A 17561-nucleotide genomic window follows, 5' to 3' on the forward strand; every position below is an offset into this window, starting at 1 on the left:
CCCGGCGGATTCGCGCCTCACGAGTTGTAATGACGTGTCGAAACCGTAATTAAGATTAACACGAAGTCACCGCAACAGCGGATATGCGTTACGAAAGGTTGCAATTCTATCCGTAGCCGCCGCTGTTGTCTTTAAGATTCAGGAGCGTAGTTCATGGAGTTCAGTGTAAAAAGCGGTAGCCCGGAGAAACAGCGGAGTGCCTGCATCGTTGTGGGCGTATTTGAACCCCGCAGACTCTCTCCAATCGCCGAACAACTCGATAAAATCAGTGACGGCTATATCAGCGCGCTGCTGCGCCGCGGTGAGCTGGAAGGCAAACCGGGACAGACGCTGTTGCTGCATCATGTTCCCAACGTGCTGTCTGAACGCATTCTGCTGATTGGCTGTGGCAAGGAGCGTGAGCTGGATGAGCGCCAGTACAAACAGGTTATTCAGAAAACGATCAATACGCTGAATGATACTGGCTCAATGGAAGCGGTATGCTTCCTGACCGAGCTCCACGTGAAAGGCCGCAACACCTACTGGAAAGTGCGCCAGGCCGTTGAGACCGCCAAAGAGACCCTGTACAGCTTCGATCAGCTGAAAACCACCAAGAGCGAGCCGCGCCGCCCGCTGCGTAAAATGGTCTTTAACGTCCCTACCCGTCGGGAACTGACCAGCGGTGAACGCGCGATTCAGCACGGCCTGGCCATTGCTGCCGGTATTAAAGCGGCGAAAGACCTCGGCAATATGCCACCTAACATCTGTAACGCCGGCTACCTGGCGTCGCAGGCGCGTCAGCTGGCGGACTCCTACAGCAAAAACGTCGTCACCCGCGTGATTGGCGAGCAGCAGATGAAAGAGCTGGGGATGCACTCCTACCTTGCCGTTGGCAATGGTTCGCAAAATGAATCCCTGATGTCGGTGATTGAGTACAAAGGCAATCCGTCCGAAGACGTGCGCCCGATTGTGCTGGTCGGTAAAGGCCTGACCTTTGACTCCGGCGGTATCTCCATCAAACCTGCCGAAGGCATGGATGAGATGAAATACGACATGTGCGGCGCCGCAGCAGTTTACGGCGTGATGCGCATGGTGGCAGAGCTTCAGCTGCCGATTAACGTCATCGGCGTGCTGGCAGGCTGTGAAAACATGCCGGGCGGCCGCGCTTATCGTCCGGGCGACGTACTGACCACCATGTCCGGGCAGACCGTTGAAGTGTTGAACACCGATGCCGAAGGCCGTCTGGTGCTGTGCGACGTGTTGACCTACGTTGAGCGTTTCGAGCCAGAAGCGGTTATCGACGTCGCGACGCTGACCGGTGCCTGCGTGATTGCGCTGGGCCATCACATCACCGGCCTGATGTCGAACCACAACCCGCTGGCGCACGAGCTGATCAGCGCCTCTGAACAGGCGGGCGATCGCGCATGGCGTCTGCCAATGAGCGATGAGTATCAGGAGCAGCTGGAGTCCAACTTCGCGGATATGGGGAACATCGGCGGTCGTCCTGGCGGCGCCATTACCGCAGGCTGCTTCCTGGCGCGCTTCACCCGCAAGTACAACTGGGCCCACCTGGACATCGCCGGTACCGCATGGCGCTCCGGTAAAGCCAAAGGCGCGACCGGTCGTCCTGTCGCCCTGCTGTCGCAGTTCCTGTTGAACCGCGCCGGGTTTAACGGCGAAGAGTAACTCTCTGTCAGATGCCGGGTGGCGCTACGCTTACCGGGCCTACGTGAAAATGCCGTTTGTAGGCCGGGTAAGCGTAGCGCCACCCGGCTTTGCATTTAAATACAAAACAAGAAGCCCCATATATGAAAAACGCAACGTTCTATCTTCTGGACAATGACACGCAGCAGGATGGCTTAAGCGCTGTCGAACAGCTGGTGTGTGAGATTGCCGCAGAACGTTGGCGCGGTGGTAAACGCGTGCTCATTGCCTGCGAAGATGAACAGCAGGCCATCCGCCTGGATGAAGCGCTGTGGGCACGACCGCCGGAAAGCTTTGTCCCGCACAATCTGGCGGGGGAAGGGCCGCGCGGTGGCGCGCCGGTAGAGATCGCCTGGCCGCAAAAACGCAACAGCAGCCCGCGGGATATTCTGATCAGCCTGCGTATCGGCTTTGCAGATTTTGCCACCGCTTTCACAGAAGTGGTAGACTTTGTCCCTCACGAAGACTCTTTGAAACAACTGGCGCGCGAACGCTACAAAGCGTACCGCCTGGCTGGTTTTAACCTGAATACGGCAACCTGGAAATAATGGAAAAGACATATAACCCACGCGATATCGAACAGCCGCTATACGAGCACTGGGAACAGCAGGGCTATTTCAAGCCTAACGGCGATGAAAGCAAAGAGTCCTTCTGCATCATGATCCCGCCGCCGAACGTCACCGGCAGTTTGCATATGGGTCATGCCTTCCAGCAGACCATCATGGATACCATGATCCGTTACCAGCGCATGCAGGGTAAAAACACCCTGTGGCAGGCGGGTACCGACCATGCGGGTATTGCTACCCAGATGGTGGTCGAACGTAAAATTGCCGCTGAAGAAGGTAAAACCCGCCACGACTACGGTCGCGACGCCTTTATCGACAAAATCTGGCAGTGGAAAGCAGAATCCGGCGGCACCATTACCCGCCAGATGCGCCGCCTCGGCAACTCCGTGGACTGGGAGCGCGAGCGCTTCACCATGGACGAAGGCCTTTCCAATGCGGTGAAAGAAGTGTTCGTCCGTCTGTACAAAGAAGATCTGATTTACCGTGGCAAGCGCCTGGTTAACTGGGATCCAAAACTGCGTACCGCTATCTCTGACCTGGAAGTGGAAAACCGCGAGTCGAAAGGCTCCATGTGGCATATCCGCTATCCGCTGGCTGATGGCGCAACCACCGCAGACGGCAAAGATTATCTGGTCGTGGCAACCACCCGTCCGGAAACCCTGCTGGGCGATACCGGCGTCGCCGTTAACCCGGAAGATCCGCGCTACAAAGATCTGATTGGCAAATTCGTGGTGCTGCCGCTGGTTAATCGCCGCATTCCAGTCCTGGGCGATGAACATGCCGACATGGAAAAAGGTACCGGCTGCGTCAAAATCACCCCGGCACACGATTTCAACGACTACGAAGTGGGCCGTCGTCACGCCCTGCCAATGATCAACATCCTGACCTTTGACGGTGATATCCGTGAAAGCGCAGAGGTGTATGACACCAAAGGCGAAGAGTCTGACGTTTACCCAAGCGACATCCCGGCTGAGTTCCAGAAGCTGGAACGTTTTGCCGCGCGTAAAGCGGTTGTTGCCGCGATTGACGCGCTGGGCCTGTTGGAAGAAGTTAAGCCACACGATCTGACCGTGCCTTACGGCGACCGTGGCGGCGTGGTTATCGAACCGATGCTCACCGACCAGTGGTACGTCCGTGCTGACGTGCTGGCGAAACCGGCGGTTGAAGCGGTTGAAAACGGTGACATTCAGTTCGTGCCGAAGCAGTACGAAAACATGTACTTCTCCTGGATGCGCGATATTCAGGACTGGTGTATCTCTCGTCAGCTGTGGTGGGGTCACCGTATCCCGGCCTGGTACGACAACGACGGCAACGTCTTTGTTGGCCGTACCGAAGAAGAAGTGCGTCAGGAAAACAACCTCGGTGCCGACGTGGCTCTGCGTCAGGACGACGACGTACTCGACACCTGGTTCTCCTCTGCGCTGTGGACCTTCTCTACCCTTGGCTGGCCTGAGAACACCGACGCGCTGCGTCAGTTCCACCCGACCAGCGTGATGGTTTCCGGCTTCGACATCATCTTCTTCTGGATTGCCCGCATGATCATGATGACCATGCACTTCATCAAAGATGAAGACGGCAAGCCGCAGATCCCGTTCAAGACCATCTACATGACCGGTCTTATCCGCGACGACGAAGGCCAGAAGATGTCCAAATCCAAGGGCAACGTAATTGACCCGCTGGATATGGTTGACGGTATCTCCCTGGAAGACCTGCTTGAGAAACGTACCGGCAACATGATGCAGCCGCAGCTGGCTGAGAAAATCGCCAAACGCACCGCGAAGCAGTTCCCGGACGGCATTGAGCCGCACGGTACTGACGCCCTGCGTTTCACCCTGGCGGCGCTGGCCTCTACCGGTCGCGACATCAACTGGGACATGAAACGTCTGGAAGGTTACCGCAACTTCTGTAACAAGCTGTGGAACGCCAGCCGCTTTGTGCTGATGAACACCGAAGATCAGGATTGCGGCTTTAACGGCGGCGAAATGACACTGTCCCTGGCAGACCGCTGGATCCTGGCTGAATTCAACCAGACCACCAAAGCGTTCCGTGAAGCGCTGGATAGCTATCGCTTCGATATCGCAGCCGGCATCCTGTACGAGTTCACCTGGAACCAGTTCTGCGACTGGTATCTGGAGCTGACCAAGCCCGTCATGAACGGCGGTTCTGAGTCTGAACTGCGCGGCACGCGCAACACGCTGATCACTGTGCTGGAAGGTCTGCTGCGCCTGGGCCACCCGATCATTCCATTTATCACCGAAACCATCTGGCAGCGTGTGAAAGTGATTACCGGCAACACAGCCGATACCATCATGCTGCAGCCGTACCCGGAATTCGATGCCGCTCAGGTTGATGAAGCCGCAGCTGCTGATACCGAATGGCTGAAGCTGGCGATCGTTGCCGTGCGTAATATCCGCGCCGAAATGAACATCTCCCCGGGTAAACCGCTGGCGCTTCTGCTGCGTGGATGCAGCGATGCTGCAGCGCGTCGCGTCACTGAAAACAGCACCTTCCTGCAGACCATGGCGCGTCTGGAGAGCATCACCGTGCTGCCTGCAGATGATAAAGGTCCGGTTTCCGTGACCAAAATCATCGACGGCGCCGAGCTGCTGATCCCGATGGCAGGCCTGGTAGACAAAGAAGCTGAGCTGGCGCGTCTGGCGAAAGAAGTGGCGAAAGTTGACGTGGAAATCGGCAAGATCGAGAGCAAACTGTCTAATGAAGCCTTTGTTGCACGCGCCCCGGAAGCGGTTATCGCCAAAGAGCGTGAAAGAATGGTTGGTTTCGCCGATGCAAAAGCGAAGCTGATCGAGCAGCAGGCCACCATTAGCGCGCTGTGATGAGTGAAGCAATGCATGTAAATGCCCCTGTAACGGCGCAGCTGCGCCGTATCACCGCCACGGATAACCCGGCTATTGCCGGCGTTATCCGCCGGGTATCCGCTGAATTCGGCCTGACGGCCGATAAAGGCTATACCGTCGCGGATCCCAATCTCGACGAACTGTACGCCCTGTACAGCCAGCCCGGCCATGCCTATTGGGTTGTCGAGCAGGATGGGCAGGTGGTGGGCGGCGGCGGCGTTGCGCCGCTCTCCTGCAGCGAGCCGGATATCTGCGAACTGCAAAAAATGTATTTTCTGCCCGTCGTGCGTGGACAAGGCTTAGCCAAAAAACTGGCGCTACAGGCGCTGGATCACGCCCGTGCGCAAGGTTTTACTCGCTGTTATCTTGAAACCACCGCCTTCCTCACCGAAGCCATCAGGCTGTACGAGCATCTCGGCTTTGAGCACATCGACCAGCCTCTGGGTTGTACCGGGCATGTGGATTGCGAAGTACGGATGCTGAAAACGCTTTAACCCTTTCCTGCCCCCTTCTGTTAAGCGGCTGTAAACTGAATGCTCTACACTCTCAGTTCAACACCAACATGGGGAAAAATGATGTCGAAAATCAAAAGCTACGCCGCACCGCAGGCGGGTGCAGAACTTGAACTGTACGAATACGATGCGGGCGAGCTGAAAGCAGAAGACGTTGAAGTTCAGGTCGATTACTGCGGCATCTGCCACTCCGATCTGTCGATGATCGATAACGAATGGGGCTTCTCAAGCTATCCGCTGATTGCCGGTCATGAGGTCATTGGCCGCGTGGTCGCACTCGGCAGCGCTGCGCAGGAAAAAGGGCTGAAGATCGGCCAGCGCGTAGGCATTGGCTGGACCGCCCGCAGCTGCGGGCATTGCGATGCCTGTATCAGCGGCAACCAGATTAACTGTCTCGAAGGCGCCACGCCGACCATCCTGAACAACGGTGGTTTCGCCGATAAACTGCGCGCCGACTGGCAGTGGGTTATTCCGTTGCCGGACAGCATTGATATTGAATCCGCCGGTCCGCTGCTGTGCGGCGGGATCACCGTCTTCAAACCTCTCCTGATGCATCACGTCACCGCCACCAGCCGCGTGGGCGTCATTGGTATTGGCGGTCTGGGGCACATTGCGATCAAGCTGCTGCATGCGATGGGCTGCGAAGTCACGGCCTTTAGCTCTAATCCGGCGAAAGAGAAAGAAGTGCTGGCGATGGGTGCCGATAAGGTCGTTAACAGCCGCGATCCAGAGCTGTTGAAAGCGCTGGCCGGTCAGTTTGATCTGATCATCAATACCGTTAACGTCGATCTCGACTGGCAACCGTACTTTGAAGCGCTGGCTTACGGCGGTAATTTCCATACCGTCGGTGCCGTCCTGAAGCCGCTGCCGGTGCCTGCATTCACGCTGATTGGCGGCGATCGCAGCGTATCGGGATCTGCGACAGGTACACCTTACGAGCTGCGTAAGCTGATGAAGTTTGCCGGCCGCACCAAAGTCGCGCCAACGACCGAACTGTATCCGATGTCGAAAATCAACGAAGCTATCCAGCACGTACGCGACGGCAAAGCCCGTTATCGCGTGGTGCTGAAAGCGGATTTCTAAGCCGTAATTGCCCGGTAGCGCTACGCTTACCGGGCGTTTCCCCACTACCGCACTAACGCGCCAAACACCTCTGCAACCGCCACCGCGCCAGGATCGGTCACCCCAGTCAGATTCTCTTTGTTGACGTACGATGAACGTCCGGCACCGGCTTTTTGCATGCTGGCCGTGGCTTCTGCCCCCTTTTTCGCGGCCTCTGCTGCAGCCTGGATGTCCCCTTTGTGCAGCGCTTCCAGCGCGGGCTGTAGGGCATCGATCAAGGTCCGATCGCCGAGATCCGCCCCGCCGTAGTGCTTCATTTGCGAAAGACCGTTTAACAGCGAATCCGGCAGCGGTTTACCGTCGGCCAGCGCCTGGCCTGCTGCGGTGAAGAAGATCGACATCAGTACCCCACTCGATCCGCCCATTACCGTTGCCAGCCGCTCGCCCACCAGCAGCAACAGCGCAGGCAGATCATTTAGCGGCAGTCGATCCTCTTCCAGCCATTGCGCAATATCCCGTGCGCCTTGCGCAAAGGTCGAGCCGGTATCCCCATCACCCACTTTGGCATCCAGCGCATTCAGGCGGCTTTCCAGACCGATCAGCGTCTGCGTCGCCACCGCGACGTACTCTGCCACCTGCGCATTGGCAGAAGGGGTAAACTCAACGCGATCCTCGAGCGCGGTGTGCGCCAGCGTGCGCAGCGGGGAAAACGCCACCGGCTTCTGCCAGCCCAGGGTCTCTACAGGTGCGTTAAGCGCCTGCTCAAAGGATGCGTTAAGCTTGAGCAGCGAGAGCGAAAAGCCTTTCATGTCCAGCGAACTCACCAGTGGTGCAGGGCCAATCAGATACGCAATCTTCTCTTTGAGCGCCGAATGCGCCAGCTCTTTGGTCAGCAGCGCCATCTCCAGCGCCGACACCCCGCCAAGATTGTTAATCAGCACCGCAAAACGCCCCTCGCCCGCCTGTTCGGCCAGCGGTTTTACCAGCGTGTCGATAATCGCTTTACTGTTTTGCGACGCCACCACCGATGCCCCAGGTTCGCCGTGAATGCCCAGCCCCAGCTCAACGTGGCCCGGCTTAATGCGCCCCTCCTCCTCGTCGCTGCCCGGCAGACTACAGGTTTGCATCGCCACCCCCAGGCTCCAGAGGTTGTCGCAGGCCTGACGGGCGACATCGCGCACGTCACGTAACGACTTGCCCTGTTCCGCCGCATGCCCGGCAATCTTATGCACCAGCGCCGTTCCGGCAATGCCGCGGGGCTGCTTGTTATCCGGCAGGGCAATGTCATCTGCGACGATCACCATCTCCACTTTGAGCCCGTAGCGCTTGGCTCGCTCTGCCGCGAGGCCAAAGTTGAGACGATCCCCGGTGTAGTTTTTCACGATCAGCAGGCAGCCGCGATCGCCGGTCACCGCAACGATGGCATTCAGCACCGCCTCCACGCTCGGTGAAGCAAACAGATCGCCACAGACCGCGGCGGTGAGCATCCCTTTGCCAACAAACCCGGCATGTGCCGGTTCATGACCCGATCCGCCGCCGGAGATCACCGCCACGCGGCTTTTATCCCAGTCGGCGCGTACCACCACCCGAATGGCCGGATCGCTCTCCAGTCTGACAAGATTGCCGTGTGGGGCCGAGATCAGCATACCTTCGATAGCGTCATTAACCAGTTGTTTACGGTCGTTAAAAAAGAATCTGGACATAGTTCCTCAAATTATTGTTAGCCGTATGCAAAAGCATAGTCCGCACTGGATATTGCGCCGCAAACTGAACAATTGCCCCACTCATTTTACCGGCAGGTTGCCTATACTCGACGCAGGACTCAACGAGGAAGCGCATCATGAGTACACCCCTGCTGATTGCCCGCACGCTGGACAACGAGCTGTTTTTACTGCCCGCCATGGCGAACCGACATGGCCTGATCACCGGCGCTACCGGCACGGGAAAAACCGTGACGCTGCAAAAGCTGGCCGAATCCTTTTCAGACATCGGTGTGCCGGTGTTTATGGCCGACGTGAAAGGCGATCTCAGCGGGGTCGCACTGGAGGGGGTCGGGTCAGAGAAGCTGCTTGAACGGCTCAAAAACATCGGCGTAACCGACTGGCAGCCGCAAACTAATCCCGTCGTCGTGTGGGATATCTTTGGCGCGAAAGGCCACCCGGTGCGCGCCACCGTGTCCGATCTGGGGCCGCTATTGCTGGCCCGTCTGCTTAATCTGAACGACGTCCAGTCGGGAGTGCTGAACATTATCTTCCGCATCGCCGACGAGCAGGGTTTATTGCTCCTCGACTTCAAAGACCTGCGCGCCATTACGCAGTACATAGGCGATAACGCGAAAGCCTTCCAGACGCAGTACGGCAATATCAGCCCGGCTTCCATCGGGGCGATTCAGCGCGGATTACTTACCCTCGAGCAACAGGGCGCCGAGCATTTCTTTGGTGAACCGATGCTGGATATCAAAGACTGGATGCGCACCGACAGTAACGGCAAGGGCATCATTAACATTCTGAGCGCAGAGAAGCTTTACCAGATGCCGAAGCTGTACGCGGCCAGCCTGCTGTGGATGCTTTCTGAACTGTTTGAGCAACTGCCGGAAGCCGGCGATCTGGATAAACCCAAACTGGTCTTTTTCTTTGACGAAGCCCACCTGCTGTTCAGCGATGCACCGCAGGTGCTGCTCGACAAGATAGAACAAGTGATTCGTCTGATCCGTTCCAAAGGGGTTGGGGTGTATTTTGTGACCCAGAACCCCGGCGACATTCCCGACAACGTGCTGGGCCAGTTAGGGAATCGCGTTCAGCATGCCCTGCGCGCCTTTACGCCAAAAGATCAGAAGGCCGTCAAAGCCGCGGCGCAAACCATGCGCGCCAATCCGGCGTTCGATACCGAAGCCGCCATCCAGGCGCTGGGCACCGGCGAGGCACTGATTTCATTTCTGGATGCCAAAGGTAGCCCGTCGATGGTCGCCCGTGCGATGGTCATCGCCCCCTGCTCGCGGATGGGGCCGGTCAGCGAGGATGAGCGTAATGGGCTTATCAATCACTCCCCGCTCTACGGTAAGTACGAGGATCAGGTGGACCGCGAGTCCGCGTTCGAAATGCTGCAAAAAGGCGTTCAGACCAGCCCTGACCAACAGCAGGCCCCTGCCGCTAAAGGCCAGCCTGCCGATGCCGACGAGGGGATCTTCGGCGGCTTAAAAGACATTCTGTTTGGCAGCACCGGTCCGCGCGGCGGGAAGCGCGATGGCGTGATGCAAACCATGGCGAAAAGCGCCGCACGTCAGGTGACCAACCAGATCGTGCGCGGCATGCTGGGCAGTTTACTGGGCGGACGACGTCGATAACGCGGGCATCCAGGGCCTACCGAGCGCCGAGCCCTGTACGCCCTGTGCATTCAGATAGCGGTCCAACTCCACCATGCCCGTCCAACGGTTCTCGCACCACAGCGGTGCCAGCAGCGTCGGGCGACGCGCGCTGGCGGAGATTCGATGATAAACCACCTCCGGCGGCGTGTGCCGGATCATCTCGCCTGCCGTCGCCACATAGTCGTCCAGTTCGATCCCGCTCAGACGCCCTGCTTTCCAGGCTTTGGCCATAATGCTGCCCGTCACGATGTGCAGTGGGTGCAGCTTAATACCGTCAACGCCGGTCTCGATGACTTTATGCAGGGTTTCCAGCGCGTGATGCTGCTCTTCCCCCGGCAGGCCGACAATCAGGTGGGTGCAGACTTTAAGCCCGCGCTCGCGCGCCAGACGAGTAGTGCGCTGATAGCAGGCAAAATCGTGGCCCCGGTTAATGCGATGCAGGGTTTTATCGTGCGCGGTCTGCAGCCCCAGCTCCAGCCAGATCTCATACCCCTGCTCATGGTAGTCGCTGAGCAGATCGAGCACCGCGTCCGGCACACAGTCCGGGCGCGTACCGACGCACAGCCCAACGATGTTCGCCTGGCTCACCGCCTGCTGATACATGGATCGCAGCACCTGCACTTCTGCCCAGGTGCTGGTATAGGCTTGAAAATAGGCCAGATACTGCTTCGCGCGATTTACTAACGTCGCCTGATGGGCCAGCTGGTCGGCAATAGACTGATGCTGCTGCGCCTCGTCGGCAAATGAGGCCACATTACAGAACGTGCAGCCGCCACGCCCGATGGTGCCGTCGCGATTCGGGCAGCTAAAACCCCCGTGGAGCGACAGCTTATGGACCTTTTGCCCATAGCGGCGCGAAAGATCCCCACCAAACATGTTGACTAATTTCTGTAACTGCATAATCTGATAGACCGCCCCGTTGAAAGGGGACAAGCCTGCCATTTTTAGCCTCCATCGGCGATGACCTGGATCAATCGTCCTGGTGCGCTTTTATCTTTTGCATAATTACCCAGGATAACTGCAATTTCATTCAACCCTCTTTTAATTACTTTTCCTTATGTTCTGCAGGTTTTTTTCACTTATAGCGCCTGAGCTTAAAAACAGTGACATCATGCGGGTTTACGCCTCAAGGCAGAATAAAACTCCGCATAAATCACGCCGTTCAGCACGCTACGGTGATAATACCGCTTTCATATAGTGAGTCAGATCACACTATCCTGACGGCTACAGTTAGGTTACTGGGATGTGAATTTAGGTAAATAATCAAATATATCAATGCACTAAGCCCCCTTTAGCACATTATTGTATAAATAAGTTTGCCATTTGACCTATGTACCGATTCCCGATAAGTTGGAAATCCGCTGGAAGCTTTCTGGATGAGCAGCCTGCTCATCATATTTATGCAGTAATTGAGATTCCCTCTAGAAGCAAGTCCTCAAACTTGTTTGACCTGTGCGAAAAGGATATTAAGAGGGCGAATGCGAGGTACGCGTATGAAACGCAAACCCCGTCGCCGCGCTCTTTCTGTGCCTGTGCGTCACGGTCTGGAGGGGAGTCCCGCAGAGCCTGGGGAGGTTCACTGATATGTTGTACGATAAATCCCTTGAGAAGGATAACTGTGGTTTCGGCCTGATCGCCCACATAGAAGGCGAACCTAGCCACAAGGTAGTGCGTACCGCTATACACGCACTGGCCCGTATGCAGCACCGAGGTGCGATCCTCGCCGACGGCAAAACCGGCGACGGTTGCGGTCTGCTGCTGCAAAAACCCGATCGTTTCTTTCGCATAGTTGCGGAAGAGCGCGGCTGGCGTTTAGCCAAAAACTACGCTGTCGGCATGCTGTTCCTGAATCAGGATCCTGAAAAAGCTGCCGCCTCACGCCGCATCGTCGAAGAAGAACTTCAACGCGAGACTCTGTCTATTGTCGGCTGGCGCATTGTGCCTACCAACGAAGGTGTCCTCGGTGAAATCGCCCTCTCCTCGCTGCCTCGTATCGAGCAAATTTTTGTTAACGCGCCCGCGGGCTGGCGTCCGCGTGATATGGAACGCCGCCTGTTCATCGCCCGTCGTCGCATTGAAAAACGTTTACAGGAAGATAAAGAGTTCTACGTCTGTAGCCTCTCTAACCTGGTGAACATCTATAAAGGTCTGTGTATGCCGGCTGACCTGCCGCGCTTTTACCTGGACCTGGCGGACCTGCGTCTGGAATCGGCCATTTGCCTGTTCCACCAGCGCTTCTCCACCAACACCGTACCACGCTGGCCGCTGGCTCAGCCGTTCCGCTACCTGGCGCACAACGGCGAGATCAACACCATCACCGGTAACCGCCAGTGGGCACGCGCGCGTACCTATAAATTCCAGACGCCGTTGATTCCGGATCTGCACGATGCTGCGCCGTTTGTCAACGAAACGGGCTCCGACTCCAGCTCAATGGATAACATGCTGGAACTGCTGCTGGCCGGCGGGATGGATATCGTGCGTGCGATGCGCTTGCTTGTTCCGCCAGCCTGGCAGAACAACCCGGATATGGACCCGGATCTGCGTGCATTCTTCGACTTTAACTCCATGCACATGGAGCCGTGGGATGGCCCGGCCGGTATCGTCATGTCCGACGGTCGCTTTGCTGCCTGTAACCTCGACCGTAACGGCCTGCGCCCGGCGCGCTACGTTATCACCAAAGACAAGCTGATCACCTGTGCCTCCGAAGTGGGGATCTGGGATTACCAGCCTGACGAAGTGGTTGAGAAAGGCCGCGTTGGACCTGGCGAACTGATGGTGATCGATACCCGCGTCGGCCGCATCCTGCACTCTGCGGAAACCGACTACGATCTGAAGATCCGCCATCCGTACAAAGAGTGGATGGAGAAAAACGTCCGCCGTCTGGTGCCGTTCGAAGATCTGCCGGATCAGGACGTGGGCTGCCGCGAACTGGATGACGACACGCTCGCCAGCTTCCAGAAACAGTTTAACTACAGCGCAGAAGAGCTGGATTCCGTCATCCGTGTGCTGGGTGAAAACGGCCAGGAGGCGGTCGGCTCAATGGGTGACGATACCCCGTTTGCCGTGCTTTCCAGCCAGCCGCGCATCATTTACGACTACTTCCGCCAGCAGTTTGCGCAGGTGACCAACCCGCCAATCGATCCGCTGCGTGAAGCGCACGTGATGTCGCTCGCCACCAGCATCGGCCGTGAGATGAACGTCTTCTGTGAAGCAGAAGGCCAGGCGCACCGCCTGAGCTTTAAGTCGCCGATCCTGCTGTACTCCGATTTTAAACAGCTGACCACCATGACCGAGGAGCACTACCGCGCCGACACGCTCGATATTACGTTCGACGTGACCGAAGCGAACCTCGAAGACACGGTGCAAGCCTTGTGTGACAAAGCCGAGCAGATGGTGCGTGATGGCACGGTTCTGCTGGTGCTGTCCGACCGTAACATTGCTAAGAATCGCCTGCCGGTTCCGGCGCCAATGGCAGTCGGCGCGATCCAGACCCGTCTGGTCGATAAGAGCCTGCGCTGCGATGCCAACATCATTGTTGAAACTGCCAGCGCCCGCGACCCACACCACTTTGCGGTGCTGCTGGGCTTCGGCGCAACGGCCATCTACCCGTACCTGGCCTACGAAACGTTGGCCAAACTGGTCGACGGCCGCGTAATTGAAAAAGAGTACCGCGCGGTGATGCTGAACTACCGTAACGGCATCAACAAAGGCCTGTACAAGATCATGTCCAAAATGGGCATCTCGACCATTGCCTCTTATCGCTGCTCGAAGCTGTTCGAAGCCGTGGGTCTGCACGATGATGTCGCCGACCTGTGCTTCCAGGGCGTGATCAGCCGTATCGGCGGAGCGGGCTTTAGCGACTTCCAGCAGGATCTGCTCAACCTCTCTAAACGCGCCTGGCTGGCACGCAAGCCGCTGGATCAGGGCGGACAGCTGAAGTACGTTCACGGTGGCGAATACCACGCCTATAACCCGGACGTGGTGCAAACGCTGCAGCAGGCTGTGCAGAGCGGCGAGTACAGCGATTATCAGCAGTATGCGAAGCTGGTCAACGAACGTCCGGTGGCCACGCTGCGCGATCTGCTGGCAGTGAACCCCGGCGGCGAAACGGTCAATATCCACGATGTGGAACCAGCCAGCGAGCTGTTCAAACGCTTTGATACCGCCGCGATGTCTATCGGCGCACTGAGCCCGGAAGCCCACGAAGCGCTGGCTGAAGCGATGAACAGCATCGGCGGCAACTCGAACTCCGGCGAAGGCGGCGAAGATCCGGCGCGCTACGGCACCAATAAAGTATCGCGTATCAAGCAGGTTGCTTCCGGCCGCTTTGGTGTGACGCCAGCCTATCTGGTCAACGCCGACGTGATTCAGATTAAAGTCGCCCAAGGTGCAAAACCTGGCGAAGGCGGTCAGTTACCGGGTGATAAGGTCACCCCGTACATCGCCAAACTGCGCTATTCGGTACCGGGCGTGACGCTGATCTCCCCGCCGCCGCACCACGATATTTACTCTATCGAGGATCTGGCGCAGCTGATTTTCGACCTGAAACAGGTCAACCCGAAAGCGCTGATTTCTGTGAAACTGGTCTCCGAACCGGGCGTGGGCACCATCGCTACCGGGGTGGCAAAAGCCTATGCAGATCTGATCACCATCGCCGGTTACGACGGCGGCACCGGTGCGAGCCCGCTCTCGTCGGTAAAATACGCGGGCTGTCCGTGGGAACTGGGCCTGGTGGAAACCCAGCAGGCACTGGTCGCCAACGGTCTGCGTCACAAGATCCGTCTGCAGGTAGATGGCGGTCTGAAAACCGGCCTCGATATCATTAAAGCGGCGATTCTGGGTGCAGAAAGCTTTGGCTTTGGCACCGGTCCGATGGTGGCGCTGGGTTGTAAATACCTGCGTATTTGTCACCTGAACAACTGCGCAACCGGTGTTGCAACCCAGGACGAAAAACTGCGTAAGAACCACTACCACGGCCTGCCGTTCAAAGTGACTAACTACTTTGACTTCATCGCCCGCGAAACCCGCGAGCTGATGGCGCAGCTGGGCGTCACGCGTCTGGTGGATCTTATCGGTCGTACCGACCTGCTGAAAGAGCTGGAAGGCTTTACCGCCAAGCAGCAGAAGCTGGAGCTGTCCCGACTGCTGGAAACCGCCGAGCCGCATCCAGGCAAAGCCGTTTACTGCACCGAGAAAAACCCGCCGTTTGACAATGGCGTGTTGAATGCCCAGCTATTGCAGCAGGCAAAAGCGTATGTCGATGACAAGCAGAGCAAAACCTTCTGGTTTGATATCCGCAACACCGACCGTTCCGTTGGCGCAACGCTCTCGGGCTACATTGCCCAAACGCACGGTGACCAGGGCCTGGCAGCCGATCCGATTACCGCTCACTTCAGCGGCACCGCAGGCCAGAGCTTTGGCGTGTGGAATGCCGGCGGCGTGGAGCTGTATCTGACCGGCGATGCAAACGACTATGTCGGCAAAGGCATGGCGGGCGGTCTGCTGGCGGTACGTCCTCCGGTGGGCTCAGCCTTCCGCAGCTGTGATGCGAGCATCATCGGCAACACCTGTCTGTACGGTGCGACCGGTGGTCGTCTGTTTGCCGCAGGGCGTGCGGGTGAGCGTTTCGCGGTGCGTAACTCCGGTGCAATTACCGTAGTGGAAGGTATCGGCGACAACGGTTGTGAATACATGACCGGCGGAATTGTCTGCGTGCTGGGCAAAACCGGGGTTAACTTCGGTGCCGGTATGACGGGCGGCTTCGCCTACGTACTGGACGAAAGCGGCGACTTCCGCAAGCGTGTGAACCCGGAACTGGTGGAAGTGCTGGATGTTGAAACCCTGGCGATCCACGAAGAGCATCTGCGCGGCCTGATTACCGAGCACGTGCATCATACCGGTTCTTCGCGTGGCGAAGAGATCCTGGCCAACTGGCCGGCGTTCTCCTCGAAATTCGCGCTGGTTAAACCAAAGTCCAGCGATGTTAAAGCCCTGTTGGGTCACCGTAGTCGTAGCGCAGCAGAGCTGCGTGTGCAGGCGCAGTAAGGAATTCAGATGAGCCAGAACGTATACCAGTTTATCGACTTGCAGCGCGTTGATCCGCCAAAGAAACCGCTGAAGATCCGTAAAATTGAATTTGTTGAAATTTACGAGCCGTTTTCCGGAAGCCAGGCCAAAGCGCAGGCAGACCGTTGCCTGTCCTGCGGCAATCCGTACTGCGAGTGGAAATGTCCGGTGCATAACTACATCCCGAACTGGCTGAAGCTGGCCAACGAAGGACGTATTTTTGAGGCCGCCGAGCTGTCTCACCAGACTAACACCCTGCCGGAAGTGTGCGGCCGCGTGTGCCCGCAGGATCGTCTTTGCGAAGGGTCATGTACTCTGAACGACGAGTTCGGCGCGGTGACCATCGGCAACATCGAACGCTATATCAACGATAAAGCGTTCGAGATGGGCTGGCGCCCGGACATGACCGGCGTGCGTCAGACCGACAAACGCGTGGCCATTATCGGTGCTGGTCCGGCAGGCCTGGCCTGTGCCGACGTGCTGACCCGTAACGGCGTCAAAGCGGTGGTGTTTGATCGTCACCCGGAAATCGGCGGTCTGCTGACCTTCGGTATCCCGGCGTTCAAACTGGAAAAAGAAGTTATGACCCGCCGCCGTGACATTTTCACCGGCATGGGCATAGAGTTCCAGCTCAACACCGAAGTGGGCCGCGATGTTCAGCTCGACGATCTGCTGAAAGATTACGATGCCGTATTCCTCGGCGTCGGGACCTATCAGTCGATGCGTGGCGGACTGGAAAACGAAGACGCATCGGGTGTATTCGATGCCCTGCCGTTCCTGATTGCTAACACCAAGCAGATGATGGGCTACGGCGAAACCACCGCTGAGCCGTACGTCAGCATGGAAGGTAAACGCGTTGTCGTTCTCGGCGGCGGTGATACCGCGATGGACTGCGTGCGTACCTCCATCCGTCAGAATGCGACCCACGTAATCTGCGCCTATCGTCGTGACGAAGAGAACATGCCAGGCTCAAAACGCGAAGTGAAGAACGCGCGTGAAGAGGGCGTTGAGTTCCAGTTCAACATTCAGCCTTTGGGTGTTGAAGTGAATGCCAACGGCAAAGTGAGCGGCGTGAAAATGGCGCGCACTGAAATGGGCGCACCGGATGCCAAAGGCCGTCGTCGCGCGGAAATCGTGGCAGGCTCCGAGCACGTGGTTCCGGCAGATGCGGTAGTGATGGCGTTTGGTTTCCGTCCACACAGCATGGAGTGGCTGGCGAAGCACAGCGTCGAGCTGGATTCTCAGGGCCGTATTATTGCCCCTGAAGGCAGCGACAACGCCTTCCAGACCAGCAACCCGAAAATCTTCGCCGGTGGCGATATCGTTCGCGGTTCCGACCTGGTGGTGACTGCCATTGCCGAAGGCCGTAAAGCGGCTGAAGGGATTATGAACTTCCTCGAAGTGTGATGCTGTGCCTGCGGATCCTTGGATCCGCAGGCCTGCTCATCAG

General features: G+C 57.6%; 10 protein-coding genes. 8 read left to right on the plus strand and 2 right to left on the minus strand.

Annotated features, from left to right (window positions below):
* The first annotated feature begins 153 nt into the window (after nt 1-153).
* The 5 genes from pepA to ahr all read left to right on the plus strand — a co-directional run bounded on the left by pepA (nt 154) and on the right by ahr (nt 6702).
* On the plus strand, nt 154-1665 hold the full coding sequence (pepA, locus tag M8013_RS13605; protein ID WP_271268332.1) for a leucyl aminopeptidase: 1512 nt from the start codon (nt 154-156) through the stop codon (nt 1663-1665).
* A 122-nt stretch (nt 1666-1787) separates the two neighbouring features.
* A complete protein-coding gene (gene holC, locus M8013_RS13610) occupies nt 1788-2231 on the plus strand; it encodes a DNA polymerase III subunit chi (RefSeq protein ID WP_271268333.1) in 444 nt (147 codons plus the stop codon).
* A complete protein-coding gene (locus M8013_RS13615) occupies nt 2231-5086 on the plus strand; it encodes a valine--tRNA ligase (protein WP_271268334.1) in 2856 nt (951 codons plus the stop codon). The genes holC and M8013_RS13615 overlap by 1 nt, the downstream gene beginning before the upstream one ends.
* Before the next feature lie 11 nt (nt 5087-5097).
* Entirely contained in the window at nt 5098-5601 is a 504-nt protein-coding gene (locus M8013_RS13620; RefSeq protein ID WP_271268335.1) for a GNAT family N-acetyltransferase, read from the plus strand.
* Nucleotides 5602-5682: 81 nt separating this feature from the next.
* The gene (ahr, locus tag M8013_RS13625; protein WP_271268397.1) at nt 5683-6702 is read left to right on the plus strand and encodes an NADPH-dependent aldehyde reductase Ahr; all 1020 of its coding nucleotides are present in this window, start codon (nt 5683-5685) and stop codon (nt 6700-6702) included.
* 44 nt (nt 6703-6746) lie between these two features.
* Here ahr and M8013_RS13630 read toward each other — a convergent pair whose 3' ends face one another.
* On the minus strand, nt 6747-8384 hold the full coding sequence (locus M8013_RS13630) for a dihydroxyacetone kinase subunit DhaK (RefSeq protein ID WP_271268336.1): 1638 nt from the start codon (nt 8382-8384) through the stop codon (nt 6747-6749).
* A 137-nt stretch (nt 8385-8521) separates the two neighbouring features.
* On the opposite strand from M8013_RS13630, the gene M8013_RS13635 reads away from it, so the two are divergent.
* Complete coding sequence (locus M8013_RS13635) at nt 8522-10024, plus strand: helicase HerA-like C-terminal domain-containing protein (protein ID WP_271268337.1); 1503 nt, start codon at nt 8522-8524, stop codon at nt 10022-10024.
* Here M8013_RS13635 and mnmL read toward each other — a convergent pair.
* Entirely contained in the window at nt 10001-10945 is a 945-nt protein-coding gene (mnmL, locus tag M8013_RS13640; RefSeq protein ID WP_271268398.1) for a tRNA modification radical SAM protein MnmL/YtqA, read from the minus strand. The two genes, M8013_RS13635 and mnmL, sit on opposite strands and share 24 nt — an antisense overlap.
* Nucleotides 10946-11629: 684 nt before the next feature.
* Here mnmL and gltB point away from each other — a divergent pair.
* Together gltB and M8013_RS13650 are read left to right on the plus strand one after the other, a co-directional pair.
* On the plus strand, nt 11630-16090 hold the full coding sequence (gene gltB, locus M8013_RS13645) for a glutamate synthase large subunit (RefSeq protein ID WP_271268338.1): 4461 nt from the start codon (nt 11630-11632) through the stop codon (nt 16088-16090).
* Between the two features lie 9 nt (nt 16091-16099).
* Nucleotides 16100-17518: a glutamate synthase small subunit gene (locus M8013_RS13650; protein WP_271268339.1), complete on the plus strand. Its 1419-nt coding sequence runs from the start codon at nt 16100-16102 to the stop codon at nt 17516-17518.
* The last annotated feature ends 43 nt before the right edge of the window (nt 17519-17561 follow it).

Source organism: Silvania confinis, from assembly GCF_025564085.1.
Classification (GTDB): domain Bacteria; phylum Pseudomonadota; class Gammaproteobacteria; order Enterobacterales; family Enterobacteriaceae; genus Enterobacter; species Enterobacter confinis.